The 18,454-nt window shown below is 55.8% G+C and carries 18 protein-coding genes and 1 pseudogene; 14 read left to right on the forward strand and 5 right to left on the reverse strand.

Annotated features, from left to right (window positions below):
* Positions 1-2: 2 nt before the first annotated feature.
* The gene (locus tag P398_RS0106615) at positions 3-491 is read right to left on the reverse strand and encodes a hypothetical protein (protein ID WP_024370511.1); all 489 of its coding nucleotides are present in this window, start codon (positions 489-491) and stop codon (positions 3-5) included.
* A 253-nt stretch (positions 492-744) separates the two neighbouring features.
* On the opposite strand from P398_RS0106615, the gene P398_RS0106620 reads away from it, so the two are divergent.
* The 6 genes from P398_RS0106620 (at position 745) to P398_RS0106645 (ending at position 5,461) form a co-directional block, all read left to right on the forward strand.
* Complete coding sequence (locus tag P398_RS0106620) at positions 745-1,302, forward strand: hypothetical protein (protein WP_029334533.1); 558 nt, start codon at positions 745-747, stop codon at positions 1,300-1,302.
* Between the two features lie 9 nt (positions 1,303-1,311).
* Positions 1,312-2,367: an acyltransferase family protein gene (locus tag P398_RS0106625; RefSeq protein WP_029334534.1), complete on the forward strand. Its 1,056-nt coding sequence runs from the start codon at positions 1,312-1,314 to the stop codon at positions 2,365-2,367.
* 74 nt (positions 2,368-2,441) lie between these two features.
* Positions 2,442-2,777 (forward strand): Asp23/Gls24 family envelope stress response protein, encoded by a 336-nt coding sequence (locus tag P398_RS0106630; protein ID WP_024370508.1) that lies wholly within the window; start codon positions 2,442-2,444, stop codon positions 2,775-2,777.
* 200 nt (positions 2,778-2,977) lie between these two features.
* Complete coding sequence (pgmB, locus tag P398_RS0106635; protein WP_024370507.1) at positions 2,978-3,643, forward strand: beta-phosphoglucomutase; 666 nt, start codon at positions 2,978-2,980, stop codon at positions 3,641-3,643.
* Between the two features lie 221 nt (positions 3,644-3,864).
* Positions 3,865-4,278 carry a Rok-like winged helix domain-containing protein gene (locus tag P398_RS0106640; protein WP_024370506.1) on the forward strand — a complete coding sequence of 138 codons (414 nt, stop codon included), beginning with the start codon at positions 3,865-3,867 and terminating at the stop codon, positions 4,276-4,278.
* Between the two features lie 124 nt (positions 4,279-4,402).
* Positions 4,403-5,461 (forward strand): glycosyltransferase family 4 protein, encoded by a 1,059-nt coding sequence (locus P398_RS0106645; protein ID WP_024370505.1) that lies wholly within the window; start codon positions 4,403-4,405, stop codon positions 5,459-5,461.
* A gap of 157 nt (positions 5,462-5,618) precedes the next feature.
* On the opposite strand, the pseudogene P398_RS16570 reads toward P398_RS0106645, so the two are convergent.
* From P398_RS16570 to P398_RS0106665, 3 genes and pseudogenes are all read right to left on the reverse strand, one after another.
* Positions 5,619-6,958 (reverse strand): annotated as a pseudogene (locus tag P398_RS16570) (IS1182 family transposase); the annotation flags it as partial.
* Between the two features lie 332 nt (positions 6,959-7,290).
* The gene (locus P398_RS0106660) at positions 7,291-8,304 is read right to left on the reverse strand and encodes an LCP family protein (RefSeq protein ID WP_029334537.1); all 1,014 of its coding nucleotides are present in this window, start codon (positions 8,302-8,304) and stop codon (positions 7,291-7,293) included.
* A 41-nt stretch (positions 8,305-8,345) separates the two neighbouring features.
* Positions 8,346-8,987, reverse strand: coding sequence for a YigZ family protein (locus tag P398_RS0106665; protein WP_024370503.1), 642 nt, complete (start codon positions 8,985-8,987; stop codon positions 8,346-8,348).
* Between the two features lie 172 nt (positions 8,988-9,159).
* On the opposite strand from P398_RS0106665, the gene P398_RS0106670 reads away from it, so the two are divergent.
* From P398_RS0106670 to treC, 6 genes are all read left to right on the forward strand, one after another.
* Positions 9,160-10,284 carry a sensor histidine kinase gene (locus P398_RS0106670; RefSeq protein ID WP_197053159.1) on the forward strand — a complete coding sequence of 375 codons (1,125 nt, stop codon included), beginning with the start codon at positions 9,160-9,162 and terminating at the stop codon, positions 10,282-10,284.
* A 27-nt stretch (positions 10,285-10,311) separates the two neighbouring features.
* The gene (locus tag P398_RS0106675; RefSeq protein ID WP_024370501.1) at positions 10,312-11,004 is read left to right on the forward strand and encodes a response regulator transcription factor; all 693 of its coding nucleotides are present in this window, start codon (positions 10,312-10,314) and stop codon (positions 11,002-11,004) included.
* Between the two features lie 95 nt (positions 11,005-11,099).
* Positions 11,100-11,948, forward strand: coding sequence for a DegV family protein (locus P398_RS0106680; protein WP_024370500.1), 849 nt, complete (start codon positions 11,100-11,102; stop codon positions 11,946-11,948).
* 92 nt (positions 11,949-12,040) lie between these two features.
* Positions 12,041-12,706 (forward strand): trehalose operon repressor, encoded by a 666-nt coding sequence (gene treR, locus P398_RS0106685; protein ID WP_051638948.1) that lies wholly within the window; start codon positions 12,041-12,043, stop codon positions 12,704-12,706.
* Positions 12,707-12,910: 204 nt separating this feature from the next.
* Positions 12,911-14,359: a PTS system trehalose-specific EIIBC component gene (treP, locus tag P398_RS0106690; protein ID WP_024370498.1), complete on the forward strand. Its 1,449-nt coding sequence runs from the start codon at positions 12,911-12,913 to the stop codon at positions 14,357-14,359.
* 78 nt (positions 14,360-14,437) lie between these two features.
* Positions 14,438-16,069, forward strand: coding sequence for an alpha,alpha-phosphotrehalase (gene treC / locus P398_RS0106695; protein ID WP_029334540.1), 1,632 nt, complete (start codon positions 14,438-14,440; stop codon positions 16,067-16,069).
* A gap of 93 nt (positions 16,070-16,162) precedes the next feature.
* On the opposite strand, the gene P398_RS0106700 is transcribed toward treC, so the two are convergent.
* Positions 16,163-16,513, reverse strand: coding sequence for a hypothetical protein (locus P398_RS0106700; protein ID WP_152548627.1), 351 nt, complete (start codon positions 16,511-16,513; stop codon positions 16,163-16,165).
* Positions 16,514-16,635: 122 nt separating this feature from the next.
* Here P398_RS0106700 and P398_RS0106705 point away from each other — a divergent pair, with 122 nt between their 5' ends.
* Positions 16,636-17,787 (forward strand): helicase-related protein, encoded by a 1,152-nt coding sequence (locus tag P398_RS0106705; RefSeq protein WP_029334542.1) that lies wholly within the window; start codon positions 16,636-16,638, stop codon positions 17,785-17,787.
* Positions 17,784-18,452 (forward strand): ComF family protein, encoded by a 669-nt coding sequence (locus tag P398_RS16370; protein WP_051638883.1) that lies wholly within the window; start codon positions 17,784-17,786, stop codon positions 18,450-18,452. Before P398_RS0106705 ends, P398_RS16370 begins: the two co-directional genes overlap by 4 nt.
* The last annotated feature ends 2 nt before the right edge of the window (positions 18,453-18,454 follow it).

The following is an 18,454-nucleotide window of genomic DNA, read 5'->3' on the forward strand; positions in this document are numbered from 1 at the left end:
GGTCACGCCATCTTCTTCGGCTTCGAAGGCCGTGAGTAGACGACGAGCACACCCCGATCAATCAAATAGGCGGCGAACAGACGTTTCGCCTCTTCAGAACGGACAGTTCGGTCGATGTGGATATACAATCGGCCGAGCTTTTTTTGTGACGTGCGGGTGAGGAGCCAAATCGAGTCGAGCGTGTACTGCCAGCTCTTGAGCGTGTCGGCCCCGATGTAGAGGTAACGGTTCGAGGTGCGCTCGAGCAAGTAGTTGAGCCACCAGACGTCGCGGGCGAGTTTCATGGCGACACCGACTAAAAACGAAAGGCCAAGGAGCGACAGGGCGTTGACGATCGGATGCATGGCGGTGAACCGCTCACGGAGCGGTTCGAAGGCGACGATGAACAGTCCAACGGAAAAGGCGCCGATGAACCACCAAAATCCGAAGTTAGAGAATGATCGTTTCGGGTCATGGACCATGTGATGACGGTTGCGGATGACGGAAGACATTCTCTACACCTCCTTTTTTAGAATATTCAGACTATTTAGTAAAACTACTATACTATACATTACCCAAACTCGTCTATTTGAATACGCGATAAACGTGCTGCTTGATGAGCATTTTTTGACGAAATCGCTTGTCGGCGATGAAATGCGGGAATGATGACAGTGACGTCATCATTTTTTCGTGAATTCGTAATTTTAGGAAGGCGAAAAATCGGCTATGATAAGTAAGGAAAAAATTGTAGGCGGGTGAATCTCGATGAAGAAGATGAAAGTCGGCGAGTTACGGACCGAGTTGAAACAGTTCGACCAAAATGAGTTGATCGAGCTGATTGTTGGATTATATAAACAGCATGCCGATGTGAAAGTGACGCTCAATCGCTATTTCATGGAAGGGTTCGAGGGCGAAGAAATGGTCCGACTTTGTAAAAAAATCGTCAAACTGACTGAAGGCAAAGCATCCTACTTCGCGAACTTCAATCTGTTGCGTGAAGGGGCGGCCATTGTTAAAGAGGCGGAGCGTTTCAAGGACAAGTTGCTTACGGAACGGGTGCGCATCTTTTATCTCACTCACTTTGCGGGATACGTCGCAAATGTCGGCCAGATGCTCGAACGACAGGCCCCACGTGAACTAGAGGTGTTCTTCAACCATTTCGAGAAAGTGATGGAGCTCATCCAGCAAGACCCGGGACTTTTGTTGCCGATCGAGGACGAGGTGGGCGATATGCTCGAGGAACTCCCGCTCGAACAAAAGGAAGACATCATCGCTTTTTGGGAACATCAAAATGAATGGGCGAGACAACAACTAGGAATTTGAGGAATGTTTATGCGAAATCATTGGTACGACAATATTAAAGGCGTGCTCGTCCTGTTCGTCGTGTTCGGTCACTTGTTGACCGATGTGCGCGGCGCCTATGACGACCTGTTGCCGAATTGGATTTATTTATTTTTATACACGTTTCATATGCCGTTGTTCATCATGCTGAGCGGTTACTTCTTCCGGGAGAACCGTTATTTGCGCGTCATCCAACTGTTCGTCGTCTATGTCATCTGGCAAGTCATCCTCGGTTCGTGGTTCGCCTTCACCGAGGGCATCCCGCTCTTGTCGATCGACAATCCGGGACTGAACGTGTTGAAGCCGTACTGGGCGCTCTGGTACTTGATGGCGATCATCATCTGGTACGTCATCACACCGTACGTCACCCAGTTGAAAGGGTACGTCCTGTACGCGCTGTTGTTCGCGCTGTTGTTCGGCTTCCAGGCCGAGTCGACCGGATTCTTCGCGCTCCGCAAAGTAGTCATGTTCTATCCGTTCTTCTTGATCGGCAACTGGATGAGCGCGCGCAATACACTGAACTTCTTCGAGCTCCCGAAGCGCGCCGAGCAACGAAACCGTTACCGTATCGGCGGGGCGGCCGTCTTCACGACGATCACGCTCGGTCTGCTCGCTTCGATGAGCTTTCAAAAAGAAGACGCGTTCTATCATGTCGGCAACTTGTTCAAGTTCCGCTTCGCCTATGAGACGGCGGTGCCGGAGGCGATGTGGAGCGGCCCGTTCGCGTTCCTCATCGTCTACACGGTGTCGCTCCTCATGGCGATCAGTTTCGCCCTCATCATCCCGGGACGCGAGTTGCCGGTGTTCACGAGGGCCGGCAAGTACAGCCTGTACGTCTACTTGGTGCACGTCTTCCTCGTCGTCGGATGGAAAGCGTTCGTACCGGCCGCGTTCATGCCGACGTCATGGCTCCAGCTCCTCGTCTTGTTCGGGGTGGCGTTCGTGATCGTCCTCCTCATCATCAGTCCGCCCGCGGTCCGGCTTTTGCGTCCGCTCGTCGAGATCGATGTCCGGCGCGTACAGGACGATCGGGCGACAAAGGCGTAAACCCTTTTCTAAACGCGCGTTTTCCGCTACACTTTACATTAGGGTAACGAAACTAGAGTTAAGGAAGTGACACCATGCCATACGGAAATGGAATGAACAGCACTGAAGGAGACGTCAACGTCTCGCGCCACGTCGTCGAAATGATCGCCGCCGTCGCGGTGAAAGAGACGAAGTACGTCTCGTTCACGCAAGAAGACACGAAATTGTCGGAGCGCGCGCTCATGAAGCACGTGAAAGTCGATGAGACCGAGGAAGGCGTCGTCATCCAGCTCGCGGTATACGTCGCGTACGGGCAGTCGATCATTAAGACGATCACGGCCGTCCAAGAACGCATCACGCAAGACATGGACACGATGCTCGCGATGACACCGCTCGCCGTCAACGTGAAAGTCGTCGGCATCCAATTGTAATGATGATTAGAAGGGCGACCATGCCCTTCTTTTTATTTTTTTCTGCGAAAGCGGTTGCATAGATGAGTCGATATCCGATATAATAGAAATCGAACAAGTGCAACCGTTTGCATCGATGACCAACGAGCAGCGGGTACTTGTCAAGTTCCCTAAATGTAGTCTGACGACAGAAACATTTGAAGGAAAGGCGGAAAGCATGTATGTCAACGATTGAAGCAGTCATTTTCGATTTGGACGGTGTCATCACCGACACCGCGGAGTACCATTACCTCGCTTGGAAACAACTCGGGGAAGAGCTCGGCATTCCATTTGACCGTGAGTTCAATGAGACGCTAAAAGGCGTGAGTCGTACTGACTCGCTCGAACGCATCCTTGCGCTCGGCGGAAGACAGTCTGACTTCACACCGGCTGAAAAAGCGGAACTCGCGAACAAGAAGAACGAGCATTATGTTGAACTCATTCAGCACATCTCTTCTGACGATTTGCTACCGGGCATCGTTTCATTCCTCGATGAAATTAAAGAGGCTGGTCTCAAAATCGGGATGGCGTCCGCTTCAAAGAACGCATTCGCGGTCGTTGACGCACTTGGCGTCCGTCATTACTTCGACCACATTGTCGATGCAGCAACTGTCGCCGACTCAAAACCACATCCCGAAGTGTTTTTGAAGGCTGCCTCTGCCCTTGGCGTGAAACCCGAACATGCCATCGGCGTTGAAGACGCAGCCGCAGGCGTGACTGCGATCAAAGCGGCAAACATGTTTGCTGTCGCCGTCGGGGAAGAGTCGATGCTCGGTCATGCAGACCTCATCGTTTCTTCGACCGACGAACTCTCGCTTGGACGCATCCTCGAACGCATCCGAGCGTAAAGACTACAATCATCTTCCGTGAGATGGCGACTGCCCCGAACAGTCGCCATCTTTATTTTTTTTGGGTAGAAAGTCCCTAATAGACAGATATGCCCAAAAACTAGATGACAAGTACATTACAAATCCGTTACACTTTTATATGGAAACAAGGAATTATTAGAAATTCTTGATTTAAAATAGGTAATCAAGGGTTTTAAATGGATGTAGAAGGGGATTTGTGTATGGAAACTACGAACGTCAACGAACACATCTATCGGGAACTGATGGAGATCGAGGAGTCGTATCGTCAATTGCAACGCCGCGCCGAGTATTTGATCTCGGAGCTGAGCCGGGATAAAAGAGAAGATGACGTCATGTCGGATGCGACGAAACGGTTGCGCCCACGTCGTGTCAATCAACGTTACCCGCTCGAAGTGTACGTCCATCAAGTGACGGATTTATTGAAAGAACGGAAGACGATGAGCGTCCGGGATATCCAGATGGAGCTCGAGCTCCGCTACCGGCACCATATTAGCAATATCTATCAGCTTATGGTGAAAATCGAGTCGGTGAACCCGGAAATCAAGAAAATCGGCCGCGGCCTCTATACATATGAAGCAGCTGAGAACGTCACGACGGAACCAGCGCACGCATGACTTTTGCCCGACGAAGTACTCGTCGGGCTTTCTTGCCTGTAATATTTCTGATACGATTTCGGTGACGGGAAATATGCTATAATTCGCCAGAGTCTATTTTTATTGAGAGAGGAACTGTGGGCCCATGCTATGGATTGCCATGTTGGTCAGTTTTGTGATGGCCATCTTGATCACACCGCTCGTGCGCCGGTTTGCGTATTTGATTGGAGCGGTCGATCACCCGAACGCCCGAAAAGTTCATATGCGGCCGATGCCGCGAATCGGCGGCCTCGCCATCTTCATCGCGTTTTTGATCGGCTATGCGCTCCTATTGCCAGCGAGCCGATACAATGACGCCATCTTGATCGGTGCCGTCGTCATCATCCTGACCGGTCTTATCGATGACCGGTTCCAGCTGTCGGCCCGCGTCAAACTGATGGGCCAGATGATCGCGACCGTCGTCGTGCTTCATTCCGGCATGCGCATCGAGATGATCAACTTGCCGTTCGACCAGCAGCTGTATCTCGGCTCATGGAGCATTCCCGTGACCGTGCTTTGGCTGATCGGCATCACGAACGCGATCAACTTGATCGACGGGCTCGACGGGCTCGCCGCCGGGGTGTCGAGCATCGCCCTCGGGACGATCGCGCTCCTCGCGATCATCCAAGGGAACGTCTATTTGACGATGATGGCCCTGCTGCTCCTCGCGAGCACGCTCGGCTTCCTCGTCCATAACTTCTATCCGGCGAAGATTTTCATGGGGGACACCGGGGCGCTCTTCCTCGGCTATATGCTCGCCGTGTTCTCGCTCATCGGGTTCAAGAACGTGACGTTGTTCTCGCTCGTCGTACCGGTATTGTTGCTCGGCCTGCCGATCTCGGACACGATCTTCGCAATCGTCCGCCGGCTCGTCCAAGGTCGGCCGCCGATGTCGCCCGACAAGTCGCACATGCACCACCAATTGATCGACATGGGGTTCACGACGCGGCAAGCGGTCCTTCTCATGTATGGGATGACGTTCTTCTTCGGCATCGCCTCGATCCTGTTCGCAAAGACGACGATGCTCGGGGCGGTCATCACGTTCGTCATCGTCTTGATCGTCATCGAACTGATCGTCGAGTCGACGGAGTTGATCCATCCGAACTATAAACCGATCATCCAGACGACCCGGCGCCTGCTCGGCCGGACGAACGCGTCGGATTGACACTAAAACGACCGTAGACATGATGTCTACGGTCCAGGCTGTTGACGAACCCATTCGCTTCTGGCGAATGGGTTCGTCTTTTTTTGTGTTCAACGAGCTCGAGGCGCTCTGCCCGACATAAAATTGAAAAAATGCTATGTAGACGGTCGTTTTCGGCCAACAGGTTGGCCAGCTTCTTCATGTTTTGTGCGGTCGCTGCCACCAGGTTGGCGCGGTCCACCGCCTCTTTCCCCCGGTAGAACGTGAAGCGGAGACCGTGGAGCTCCTTCCCGTCGGCGAACGAGCGCTCCACCGTCTGTGGCCGGAGACGGTAGAGGTGCTTGCCCGATGCGGACAGACGGTTCTCGCTCACCGTTTCGCGGTAGGACTCATCGATGTGGCGGTTGATGACGCGCCGATTCGATCGGCTTGACGTGCACTTCTCGAGGAGCTGGCAGTTCTGACAGACGGCAGGATTGGACGCGTACTGGTGATAGCCGTGACGGTCGGTCGTCTTATAGGTGAGGTGCTGTTTCGCCGGACACAGATAGGCGTCCACGTCCGGCAGGCAGGTGAACCGCGTCTTTCGAAACATCCCCTTCTTCCCACCGAACCGCCGCCAGGCGATGACGCCGAAAACGCCGCGCTCTACGAGCGCCTTCGCGATCTCGGTCGTGTAGTACCCGGCATCGAGCGCGACCGCCTCGAGCGGATAGGCGAAACGGTTGAGGATATAGTCGAGACGGTCCAGATAGACGGTGCTGTCCGACACGTTCCCGGGCGTGACGTGCACATCGACGATGAGGTTGTGCTTGGCGTCGACCGTCCGGTGCACCAGCCAGAAAAAGCCTTCCGGCTTCTGGTCACGGTACATATAGCCCGCCTCAGGGTCGGTCCGGCTCACCTTGATGAGTCGACGCTTCTTCTTCTGTCGCGCGGGCTTCAGTGCTTTTTTCCTCGTTTGGCCCGTTCCTCGTTCACCCGGCCGAGAAGCTCGACCTCGACATCGCCGACGACCTGCTCGACCTCGACCTTGTCGAATTTCTTCTTGTTCGCGTTGGCTCGGATGTGGGTCGAGTCGGTGATCAGGATGCGCCCTGAAATGAAGCCGTGGGCTTCGGCCTGGCCCACGATGTCCTCGAAGATTTGTCGAAAGACGTCCGTGCCGGCGAACCGGCGTCGATAGGCCTGGCTGATCGTCGAATGGTCGGGAATTTTCTCGTCCATCCCGAGCCCGAGGAACCAACGGTACGCGAGGTTCGTCTCGATTTCCTTGATGGTCTGTCGCACGGAACGGATGTTGAACAGCGGGCCGAGCAGGATGATCTTGATGAGGATCTCGGGGTCGATGCCGGGCTGTCCGGTGTTTGAATACAGCGGCGCGCATAGCCGGTGGACGATGGAGAAGTCGATGTGGCGGTCGAGTTTGCGGACGAGGTGGTCTTTCGGGACCAGTTGGTCCAGCGAGGCGTCGGTGCGGATTGGTTCATGGCGTTTGGCGATATGGGCTCGGTACATGATGATTCCCCTTCCTGTTCGGAGGCGGTGACGATCCATACATACCAGTTCCCGCTTTTCGAGGTTTTAGCCCGCATCGGGGGCTTTTTCTATCGGCCGTCAAGGCCTCAGAAAAAGACGAGAGGCCACCCAAGGGCGGCCTCTCGCGTCGCTCATCCGACGGCGCCGGAGACTCCTGAGGGATCAGCGAGCGGAGGGAGACCCAGCAGCGACAACGTCGCGATGCGGCTCCCTGCTCGCCCCTAGGAAAGCGGAGGCGCCAAGAGGATGAGCGAAAACATTCTGTTAGTCAACAATCTGACGACCGTAGACATGATGTCTACGGTCGTTTTTTAATACGTCGTCGTTTCACTGAGTCCGTCGTCGTCCGACTCTTCTTCCGTGTCAGAATCGGTGCCGGCCGTGACCGGCAGTCCGAGTTCGGTCTTGAGGAGCGCTTGTTTGTCGGCGAGGTCCGCCTCGTCGATCTCGTAGTAGTAGACGCCGCCGATCGTCAAGTCGTCACCTGCGAGCGTCTCTTGGTTGAACGAGCGGAGCGACTTCATGTACGGCTGGAGCTGTGACGCCTCTGCGAGCGACATGTTCGTCCGGATGTTGTTGCCGACGGCGTTCATGATCCGGTTCAGTTTCGTGAACGAGTTGATCGTCGTCGCCTCGTTGATGATCGCCTCGAGCACTTGCTGCTGGCGTGTCGCACGACCGACGTCACCCTCGGGGTCGTCTTTGCGCATCCGGGCGTAGGCGAGCGCCTCTTTGCCGTTCAGCGTCTGGACGCCCGGTTCGAGCTCGACGTTTCCGGTCGCTCGGCCCGAGATCGGGATCAACACGTCGACCTCGACGCCGCCGACCGCATCGACGAGGTCTTCGATCCCATCAAAGTTGATGGTCGCATAGTAGTCGATCGGGATGTCGAACAAGTTCTCGACCGTGGCGATCGTCGTGTCGATGCCGCCGTACGAGTAGGCATGGTTGATCTTGTCCTTGAACTCGCCGTCCGTCGTGACGATGTCGACGTACGCGTCACGCGGGATGCTGACGAGTGTGACTTGGCGAGATTCCTTGTTGAACGTCGCCACCATGAGGGAGTCGGTCCGTCCTTCCTCGAGCGAGGCACCGCCATCGACGCCGGCCAAGAGGACGGAGAAGTGATCTTTCGTCAAGTCGACCGTGTCGTCACGACGGTCCGATTTGTCGCCACGGTTGAGCTCATCGTTCGCGTTCTCGGCCGTCTCGTTCGCCTTGAAGACGAAGTACCCGAACGCCGCACCGCCGAGGGCGAGGACGATGCCGAGGGCGATGATGATGGCTTTCCATGGGGGACGTTTCTTACGAGGGGGTTGTTCCATGTCTTCTCCTCATTTCAGTCGTTTCTTTTAGTATACGTGACCTACCGCACAAAATCACGTTCGATGATACGGACGTCCTGGGTCTCGAGTCCCCCTTGTCCGTTCGTCAAGTCGACGAGCCAGGCGAGGGCGGTCTCGGTCGCTTCGACCGGGACGGAGACGTGGAACGTGACATCCTCGGCATAGACGATGTCATCGAGGAGATAGTCTGATTGGCGCAGTTCGTTTTCGACTTTCCCGATCCAGCCGTAATCGACGGACAGCGTCAGCCGTTGCATCGGGACACGCTCGACGATACCGACCGCATCGAGCCCTTCGCTCACCGTACCGCCGTAGGCCCGGATGAGTCCGCCGCCGCCGAGTTTGATGCCGCCGAAATAACGGGTGATGACGACGACCGTGTCTTTCAACTGTCGTTTGCGCAGCACTTCAAGCATCGGCATCCCGGCCGTGCCGCTCGGTTCGCCGTCATCGTTCGCCTTCTGGTGCTCGTTCCGTTCTCCGATGATGTAGGCCGAACAGTTATGGTTGGCGTTCCAATGCGCCTTCTTGATCGTCTGGATGAACGCTTGCGCCTCTTCTTCGGTCTCGACCCGTTTGAAGTGGGCGATGAATTTTGACTTTTGAATGACGACCTCGTATTCTCCATCTTGTTTTATAGTATAATTTGGTTCAGCAGACATTTCTGAAAATTCTCCTTTCTATTTTTGAATATTTTTTTTAGAATTCAAGTAGGCGATTCCGCCTCGTTTGGCGAATTTGGCTAAGGAGACCTCTATGTGACACTGTAACATTCGCTTTTTGAGACGATAATAGAAACGAGGACTAACTACCGACGTATTAGGGGATGGCATCGTGAATCATATTACCGATCGTACAGCTTTAGAACATATCATAACAAATATGATTGATACGGTGACGGAAAGTAAAGAGGAGATCGTCCGGATAACCGAGAGTTCGGCCAACGAGTATTCGTTGATTCAAAACGAGTTGAAAGATTTGACGGAAAAGATTGAATTTTATATTGCGGAATCGGACCGGCTCGATTTGCTCGTGAAAGCGGCGAAGAACAAGCTCGTCCAAGTGAGCAAGAAGTTTCATATACATAGCGAACAAGAGATCCGGGACGCCTATGAGCGGGCGAACCAGATGCAGCTCGAGCGTTTCCTCGTCCAAAAAGAAGAGATGAACGCCCAGCAGCGCCGAAACGACCTCGAGCGCAGATTGCTCGTCCTCGAGGACACGATCGAACGGGCCGAAAAGCTCGTCAGCCGGGTGTCCGTCGTCTTGAACTTCTTACGTGACGACTTGCAACAAGAGTATTCGGACATGATGAAAAAACAAGAGATGGCGATCAGCGTCTTCGAGGCGGCGGAGCGCGAGCGGCGCCACCTCGCCCGTGAGATGCACGACGGACCGGCGCAATCGCTTGCTCATATATTGATTCGGGCCGACTTGATCGAGAAGACGTTCGACAAACGCGGCAAGGACGAGGCGTTCGCCGAACTGCATGAGTTGAAGCGACTCATAAGAGGCGCCCTCGTCGACGTGCGGCGGCTCATCTATGACCTCCGTCCGATGTCGCTCGATGACCTCGGCTTCTTGCCGACGCTCGAGCGTTACCTTCATCAGACGGAGGAATACACGACGATCAAGACACGGCTCAACTATCGAGGCAACCGGGCGCGTCTCCCGGAGAAGCTTGAGATCAACGTGTTCCGCCTCGTCCAAGAGGCCGTCCAAAACGCGATCAAGCATTCGAAGACATCAGAAATTATCGTCAACGTCGAACAAGCGCACGACGCGATTCACATCCACGTGCGCGATCACGGCGTCGGCTTCGTCCCGAGCACGATCGGGGAGGAATCGTTCGGCATCGTAGGGATGCGCGAACGGATCGAGCTCGTAAATGGCAGCATCACCATCGATTCGGAAGTCGGCAAAGGGACGGTCGTCCGCATGTCGATTCCGATCACGTAACGGAAAGAACCAAGGGGGAATCATACAATGGAACTGACACAGACACGCATCGCGATCGTCGATGACCACGAGCTGTTTCGCGAAGGCTTGAAACGGATTTTTGATTTAGAGGACGAATTTTACGTCGTTGCCGAAGGACGCACCGGGCTCGACGCGATCCGTATCGCAAACGAGCACAACCCGGAAATCATGATTCTCGACATCAACATGCCGGACTTGAACGGAATCGAGGCGACGAAACAGTTGTCCCTCCTCTCGCCGGACACGCGCGTCCTCATCTTGTCGATCCATGACGATGAGTCATACATCACGCATGCGCTCGAAGCGGGGGCATCTGGCTTCTTGCTCAAAGAAGTCGCCTCGACCGAGCTCATCTCGGCCGTCCGTTCGGTCGCCAAGGACGGGGCGTATTTGCACCCGAAAGTGACGACGAACGTACTGAAAGAATATCGCCGCCTTCTGCAAATCAAAGATGAACATGCCGGCCGCAACGTCGAGAATCGCACGGACGATCCCGTCTATCAGTTGTTGTCACGCCGTGAAGTCGAAGTGCTCCACTTGCTCGCCGATGGCCGTTCGAACCGCGACATTAGCGACATGTTGTTCATCAGCGAGAAGACGGTCAAAAACCACGTCTCGTCCGTCCTTCGTAAAATGGACGTGAACGACCGGACACAAGCCGTCGTCGACGCGATTCGCCGCGGATGGGTCGAGATTTGACCGAGACCGATGCTTTACCTCGTTTTTGTGTTACAATATGGAATGGAATCCTAACATAATTGGAAAAATGAAACGATGTAAAGTGAGGATATAGAATGGGAAACATAGCTATTTTGACCGACAGTACCGCCTATTTGCCGGCCGATTTTTGTGAAGCGCGCGAGGTGCACGTCGCGCCGCTCAGCGTGATTTTTGACGGAGAGTCGTTCCGCGAAGCCGTCGACATCTCGACTGAGGCGTTCTATAGCCGTATCGAGGCAGGGAACTTGCCGACGACGTCACAGCCGAGCATCGGGGAGACGGTCGAATTGATCGAACAGCTCCCGAATGAAGTGACCGACGTCATCGCCATCACGCTCTCGAGCGGGATCAGCGGGACGTACCAGTCGATGATCGCCTTGAACGACATGGTCGACGTCAATGTCCATGCGTTCGATTCGGAAATCTCTTGCATGCCGCAAGCGTTCCTCGTCGAAGAAGCGGTCAAGCTTCGTGACGCCGGTGCCTCGGCGCAAGAGATCATGGCGCACTTAGAGAACGTGCGCGCCTCAATCCGTGCCTATTTCGTCGTCGACGACCTCGACCACTTGCAGCGCGGCGGGCGATTGAGCGCGGCCCAGGCGCTCGTCGGCTCGTTCCTTCAAATCAAGCCAGTGCTCCATTTCCAGGACCGACTCATCGTACCGTTCGAGAAGATCCGGACATACAAGAAAGCGGTCCGTCGCATCGAAGAGATGATGGAAGAGACGATCAAAGGAGACGGAGAAGGGTACTGCATCGGCATCATCCATGCCAACTGCCCGGAGCGTCAAGCCGAAGAGATTGCCTCGATGAAAGCGAAGTTCCCGAAAGCGCACATCGCGGGGAGCCATTTCGGACCGGTCATCGGGACACATCTTGGACCGGGTGCGATCGGCATCACGTGGTATCGCCGCAACTGGTGACAAAAAGACGGCCGAACGGTCGTCTTTTTCGATGAAAGGAGAGAGGGCACGTGGCCAAATATCGACAAATTTACGAACAGCTCGTTGAACAGATGCGAAACGGTGTCCTCGCCGCGGAGTCGAAGTTGCCGTCGGAGACCGAACTCATGCACACGTACGACGCGAGCCGCGGCACGGTCCGCAAGGCGCTCGATTTCTTGCAAGAGCACGGCTACGTCCGGAAGCATCACGGCAAAGGCGTCTTCGTCTTGCGGCGCGACCAGATCGAGTTTCAGTTCAACGGGATCGTCAGCTTCTCGGAAGTGTACGCGAGCATGCTCGGCCGTTCCATCCAGACGACGGTCGCGTCGTTCGAGGAGATCGAGGCACCGCCTTGGCTCGCCGAACGGATGAACCTCGAGCCGGAGACGAGGATGTACCGGATCGAGCGGGTGCGAAATTTCGATGGCGAGAACGTCATCTTGGACGTGAACTACTTCGTCAAAGACCTCGTTCCCGGCCTGACGAGAGAGATCGCCGAGCGGTCGATCTATGAGTACGTCGAGCGTGAGCTCGGCCTTCAGATCAGTTACGCCAAACGAAAGATCGCCGCCGAGGACGTGACGGCGCTCGACCGGATCCGGCTCGATCTGCACGACTACGACTACGTCATCGTCATCACGAACGACACGTTCCTGTACGAGGGGCGACAGTTCGAATATACGGAGTCCCGTCACCGGCTCGACAAGTTCCAGTTCAGTGACGTGGCCCGCCGCTAAGGCTCTTTCTTCGGAAAGGGTCTTTTTTTTGTCGTTTCGAATCGACACGAGAGGGAACAAAATGAGTGAACGACTGTCACACGTTTGTCACGATAACTTATATAGATAAGTTGTTGACACAACTCGTCTATATAAGTTAAACTTTGTTTGTAATCATATGTAACCGTTCTCAACAAACGCTTTCAAACAAAGGAGGCCTACATTATGAAGGCAGATTATCGTCAAATCGCGGCGGATATCCTCGAAGCCATCGGGGGCAAGGATAACGTCGACAAGGCGGCGCACTGTGTCACGCGGCTCCGTCTCTCACTGAAAGACCAGTCGAAAGTCGACGAGGCGAAAGTGAAAGAAGCCGACCTCGTCAAAGGAGCATTCGAGAACTCGGGTGTGTACCAAGTCGTCATCGGGGCGGGGGACGTCGAACGCGTCTACGCCGAGTTCATCAAGCTCGCCGGACTTGAGGCGGCGACGGTCGCCGAGGTCAAATCGGCCGGCGGCAAGAAGATGAACCCGCTTCAAAAACTCGTCAAAGTATTCTCGGACGTCTTCATGCCAATCATTCCGGCCATCATCGTCGCCGGTCTATTGATGGGGATCAACAACTTGCTCGCGTCGGAAGGCTTGTTCGTCGACAATGCGACGCTCATCGAGGCGTACCCGAACTTGCAAGGGCTGTGGGACCTCATTAACATGATGGCGAACACGGCGTTCGTCTTCCTGCCGGCACTCGTCGGTTGGTCGGCGACGAAACGGTTCGGCGGCAGCGAAGTACTCGGGATCGTCATGGGTCTCTTGCTCGTCCACCCGGATCTCTTGAACGCCTGGGGTTACGGTCAAGCGGCGCTTGAAGGCGACGTTCCGACGTTCGACATCCTCGGCTTGTTCGAGATTGAGAAAGTCGGCTATCAAGGTCAAATCTTGCCGATTTTGGCTGCGGCCTTCATCTTGAGCCATATTGAGATCTTCTTGAAGAAACATGTGCCGAACGCGATCCAGCTTCTCGTCGTGCCGATCACGGCCATCGTCGTCACCGGTTTCCTCGCGCTCGCGATTGTTGGTCCGGTCACGCGTGGTCTCGGTAACATCATCGCGATGAGCCTCGTCAACGTGTTCGAGGCGATTCCGGTCGTCGGGGCGCTCCTCTTCGGATTGTTCTATGCACCGCTCGTCGTCACGGGGATGCACCACTTGTTCATCGCCATCGACTTGCAGCTCGTCGCTGAGACGGGTGGTACGTTCATCTGGCCGATGATCGCTTTGTCGAACATCGCCCAAGGTTCGGCCGCACTCGCGATGTTCGTCGTTTACAAGCACAACGCGAAACAAAAGAGCATGGCGTCGACGTCGGCGATCTCCGCTTACTTCGGGATCACCGAGCCGGCCATGTTCGGGGTCAACTTGCCGAACAAGTTCCCGTTCTACTCGGCGATGATCGGATCGGCGACAGCCGCCATCTTTATCACGCTCAATAACGTCCAAGCGATCGGAATCGGTGTCGGGGGACTCCCTGGTTTCCTCTCGATCTTCACGGACAAGATCCTTCTCTTCATCGTCGGGATGATCATCGCGATCGTCGTCCCGTTCGTCTTGACGCTCGTCTTGTCGAAACGTTACATGAAGAAAGGTGAGATCGAACAGAATAAAGTAGCATGATGACTCGGGAGGGAGGGACGGCAGTTCGTCCCTCTTTTCCATTGGAATGAAAACTCTTACAAAAAGGAGATTACACACATGACACAACAAAACTGGCGCAAATCCGTCGTCTATCAAATCTACCCGAAAAGTTTCTACAGCCCGGAAGGCAACGCCACCGGATCCATCAAAGGGGTGACCGCGAAGCTCGACTACTTGGCCGATCTCGGCATCGAGTACATTTGGATGACGCCGGTGTACAAGTCGCCGCAAAACGACAACGGTTATGACGTGAGCGATTATTACGCCATCGACCCATCGTACGGGACGATGGACGACCTCGATGAGCTCATCCGCGAGGCCGAGGCGCGCGGCATCGGGCTCATGATGGACATCGTCGTCAACCACTCCTCGACCGAGCACGAGTGGTTCCAAAAGTCACTCGCCGGGGACGAGCGCTACCGCGACTACTACATCTGGCGCGACGAGCCGACGAACTGGGAGTCGAAGTTCGGCGGCAACGCCTGGAAGTACGACGAGAAGAGCGGCCAGTATTTCCTCCACTTGTTCGACGAGACGCAAGCCGACCTCAACTGGGAGAACGAACAGATGCGCGAGGACGTCTATGAGATGATGCGCTTTTGGCGCGAGAAAGGCATCAAAGGGTTCCGTCTCGACGTCATCAACTTGATCTCGAAACAGCAAGACTTCCCGGAAGACGACTCGGACGGACGCAAGTTCTATACGGACGGCCCGCGCATCCACGAATTTTTGAAAGAGATGAACGAGGAAGTGTTCGAAGGGCACGACGTCATCACGGTCGGCGAGATGTCGTCGACGACGCTCGACCACTGCGTCCGCTATTCGAACCCGGACGAGAAAGAGCTCAGCATGACGTTCAGCTTCCACCACTTGAAAGTCGATTATCCGAACGGCGAGAAGTTCATCGCCGCCCCGTTCGACTTCGTCCAGTTGAAAGACATCATGTCGACGTGGCAGGAAGGGATGCACGGCAAGGGCTGGAACGCCATCTTCTGGTGCAACCACGACCAGCCGCGCGTCGTCAGCCGCTTCGGCAATGACACCGACCATCGCGTCGAGAGTGCGAAGATGCTCGCGACGGTGCTCCACGGCCTGCAAGGTACGCCGTACATCTATCAAGGCGAGGAGATCGGCATGACGAACCCGGGCTTCGACTCGCTCGACGAGTATCGCGACATCGAGACGCTCAACATCTACAAGTTGAAGCGTGAGCAGGGCGTGTCGCACGAGGACATGATGGCCGCCATCAAGCAGAAGTCGCGCGACAACTCGCGGACGCCGATGCAGTGGGACGCGACGCCGCACGCCGGATTCACGAGCGGGACACCGTGGATCAACGTGGCGCCGAACTATACCGACGTCAACGTCGAGACGGCACTCGACGACCCGAACTCGGTGTTCTATCACTACAAGAACTTGATCTCACTCCGAAAAGAACTCGACGTGTTGACGGACGGGGACTATACGCTCTTGACGCCGGACGCGCTCGACGTTTGGGCGTACACGCGGAAGACGGATGAGGAAGAAGTGCTCGTCGTCGCCAACTTCTACGGCCCTGAGACGACGTATGAGATTCCGGAAGGCTTCACGCGGGCCGACGTCGTCAGCCACAACTACGACGTGCCACAACTCGACGGGACGACGTTGTCGCTCCGGGCGTACGAGGCAATCATGTTCTACAAGAAGTGAATCGAAGGGGTGATCGGTCCGATTTGAATCGGGCCGGTCGCCTTTTTTCATTTAATTAAAAGATGGGACGGGGGAGGGGCACGACTCGATTTATCAAAACGAGTAAACTGATCGTAGCCCTAGACGATTGTTCACGTCCGGGATTACAACTACGTCAAACTGTGTGTCCTCGCTCGCCTGCGACACGAGGGTCACGACGTATGTGTCGCTGCCCCAAATTTGTAGACCGGCGCCAAGTGGTGACAACTCGATATGTGGATACGTCGAAGCGACGTATTGTTCCGCCGCCGCGATCGCCCGCCGTTCGTCCCGCGGATCACCGAACAATGTGTGTGACAGGAGCGTGCCGACACCGTATAGGATGAGCCCCGCTCCGATCAGCGTTCCGAGAAAACGACGCATGCATACCACTTCCTCACTAAAATAGTCTGTTTCTTCCATCATCGTAATCGATTCCGTGCATGAACACATCCGCCTTAAGAACGAAACGGGGCGACTTGCTTGCGATAACGAACATGTCACGGGAGCAGGCGGCCTGGTAGCGTCAGAGAAAAAGGACTGATTTCATGGGACAACTCGTTATCGATACGACCGGGACACCGGCGATCCGCTTCGGAGTCTGCCAACGCTGCTTGAGCATGGACATCCGCTCGTTCACGTGTCACCACGGCAATTGCCGCTATTGCCGTAACTGTCTCCACCTCGGGCGCGTCTGCCGCTGCGACTTTTTACGAGAACTCGACGTCACGACGCCGATCGAGCCGACCGAGCTCGTCATGCCGTTCGAATTGAGCGACGGCCAACGTCATGTGAACGAACAGCTCCTCAAATGGTGGGGCGACAAGTCGTCCGGGCTCGTCCACGCCGTCTGCGGCTCCGGCAAGACGGAGATGGCGTTCCCGGTCATCGAACGTGTCGTAAACGTTGGGAAACGCGTGCTCATCGTCTCGCCGCGGCGCGACGTCGCCATCGAATGGGCCGAGCGTTTGGAGCGAGCCTTCTCTGTCCCGGTCACGCGGCGCTACGGCGGCGGGGAGAAAGACACGATCGGCATGATCACCGTCGCGACGGCACCTCTTCTGTTGAATCTGAAATATGTCTTCGACTACGTGCTCGTCGATGAATCGGACGCGTTCCCGTTCGCCTTTGACTTATCGCTCTGGTGGACGATCCGACGCGCGGGGAAAGGGGTCTTCTTATTCGTGACGGCGACCCCAACCGTCTGGCAGCGTCAGTTCCCGACCGTCCACTTGTCACGCCGCTATCACGGGCACGACTTACCTGTGCCGACGCTCGTCAAACAGACGGACGAGGCGATCGTCGCGTTTTGCCGACGCGAGACGCCGCGGCTCTTGTTCGTCCCGACGAAGGCCGACCTCGTCCGGTACGGCGAAGTGCTCGAAGCGAACGGATTCAGCTATCAGGCCGTCTCGGCCGACACGGATAAGCGGACGGATGTGCTCGAGTGGCTCGCCTCTGAGAACGGGGTCGTGCTCGCGACATCGATTTGGGAGCGGGGCATGACGGTGCGCGGGGTCGACGTCGCCGTGATTGAGAGTGAACACGTGCTCTTCACGTCACGCGGACTCATCCAAATGGCGGGCCGGGCCGGGCGGAAACCGGACGCGCCGACCGGGGACGTCGTCTTCTTTTACAACGAGCGGACGTTCCGGCAAGACCGGGCCATCGAAGCGATCAAACAGGCGAACCGCCGATGAACTGTCTCGTCTGTCGAAAACCGATGACGGTGCCGTGGACGCCGGGGACGTTGCTCCGGCGCGACTGGGTCTGTTCCGATTGTGAGTCGTTGCTGACGCCGCTCGCACCCGGTTGTCCGCGCTGCGGCCATCCGACCGAAGACGGACGGACGTGCGCCGATTGCGTCCGTTGGCTCGGTCTTGGGTTCGACTTGACCGTCCGTTCGCTGTACGCCTACGACGAAGCGGGGGCGAACTGGTTGCATCGGTACAAATTCGGCGGAGACACGGCGCTCGTCGAACATGTGCGATCGCTCCTCCGAACGTGCCGCGAACCGGGGATGATCTACGTGCCGATTCCGCTCGGAGCGGAACGGTTGAAGACGCGCCGGTTCAACCAGGCCGAGCTGCTCGCCCGCGCTATCGGACCGACGGCATCGCTTCTGGAAAAGAAGGAGGTTTCAAGTCAGCGTGAACTTGGGAAAGAACAAAGGCGACACCGTCCAAACCCGTTCGCTATACATAAGGCGTCCCGGTGTGAGAAAATCGTTCTCGTCGACGACGTCTACACGACGGGGACGACGCTCCATCAGGCGGCGTTCACGCTCAAGAAAGCTGGCTATGAAGAAGTTTCTGCCGTTTGCTTGTTCCGGGCGCTAAACAAATCAAAAACGCGTCCGATATAAAG

Origin of the sequence: Exiguobacterium aurantiacum DSM 6208 (genome assembly GCF_000702585.1) — a bacterium.
GTDB lineage: Bacteria > Bacillota > Bacilli > Exiguobacteriales > Exiguobacteriaceae > Exiguobacterium > Exiguobacterium aurantiacum.

Excerpts from the sequence above, each read along its gene's own strand:
- P398_RS0106615 (WP_024370511.1), bottom strand. The coding sequence starts at position 491 with ATGTCTTCCGTCATCCGCAACCGTCATCACATGGTCCATGACCCGAAA.
- P398_RS0106620 (WP_029334533.1), top strand. The coding sequence starts at position 745 with ATGAAGAAGATGAAAGTCGGCGAGTTACGGACCGAGTTGAAACAGTTC.
- P398_RS0106625 (WP_029334534.1), top strand. The coding sequence starts at position 1,312 with ATGCGAAATCATTGGTACGACAATATTAAAGGCGTGCTCGTCCTGTTC.
- P398_RS0106630 (WP_024370508.1), top strand. The coding sequence starts at position 2,442 with ATGCCATACGGAAATGGAATGAACAGCACTGAAGGAGACGTCAACGTC.
- pgmB (WP_024370507.1), top strand. The coding sequence starts at position 2,978 with ATGTCAACGATTGAAGCAGTCATTTTCGATTTGGACGGTGTCATCACC.
- P398_RS0106640 (WP_024370506.1), top strand. The coding sequence starts at position 3,865 with ATGGAAACTACGAACGTCAACGAACACATCTATCGGGAACTGATGGAG.
- P398_RS0106645 (WP_024370505.1), top strand. The coding sequence starts at position 4,403 with ATGCTATGGATTGCCATGTTGGTCAGTTTTGTGATGGCCATCTTGATC.
- P398_RS0106660 (WP_029334537.1), bottom strand. The coding sequence starts at position 8,304 with ATGGAACAACCCCCTCGTAAGAAACGTCCCCCATGGAAAGCCATCATC.
- P398_RS0106665 (WP_024370503.1), bottom strand. The coding sequence starts at position 8,987 with ATGTCTGCTGAACCAAATTATACTATAAAACAAGATGGAGAATACGAG.
- P398_RS0106675 (WP_024370501.1), top strand. The coding sequence starts at position 10,312 with ATGGAACTGACACAGACACGCATCGCGATCGTCGATGACCACGAGCTG.
- P398_RS0106680 (WP_024370500.1), top strand. The coding sequence starts at position 11,100 with ATGGGAAACATAGCTATTTTGACCGACAGTACCGCCTATTTGCCGGCC.
- treR (WP_051638948.1), top strand. The coding sequence starts at position 12,041 with ATGCGAAACGGTGTCCTCGCCGCGGAGTCGAAGTTGCCGTCGGAGACC.
- treP (WP_024370498.1), top strand. The coding sequence starts at position 12,911 with ATGAAGGCAGATTATCGTCAAATCGCGGCGGATATCCTCGAAGCCATC.
- treC (WP_029334540.1), top strand. The coding sequence starts at position 14,438 with ATGACACAACAAAACTGGCGCAAATCCGTCGTCTATCAAATCTACCCG.
- P398_RS0106700 (WP_152548627.1), bottom strand. The coding sequence starts at position 16,513 with ATGATGGAAGAAACAGACTATTTTAGTGAGGAAGTGGTATGCATGCGT.
- P398_RS0106705 (WP_029334542.1), top strand. The coding sequence starts at position 16,636 with ATGGGACAACTCGTTATCGATACGACCGGGACACCGGCGATCCGCTTC.
- P398_RS16370 (WP_051638883.1), top strand. The coding sequence starts at position 17,784 with ATGAACTGTCTCGTCTGTCGAAAACCGATGACGGTGCCGTGGACGCCG.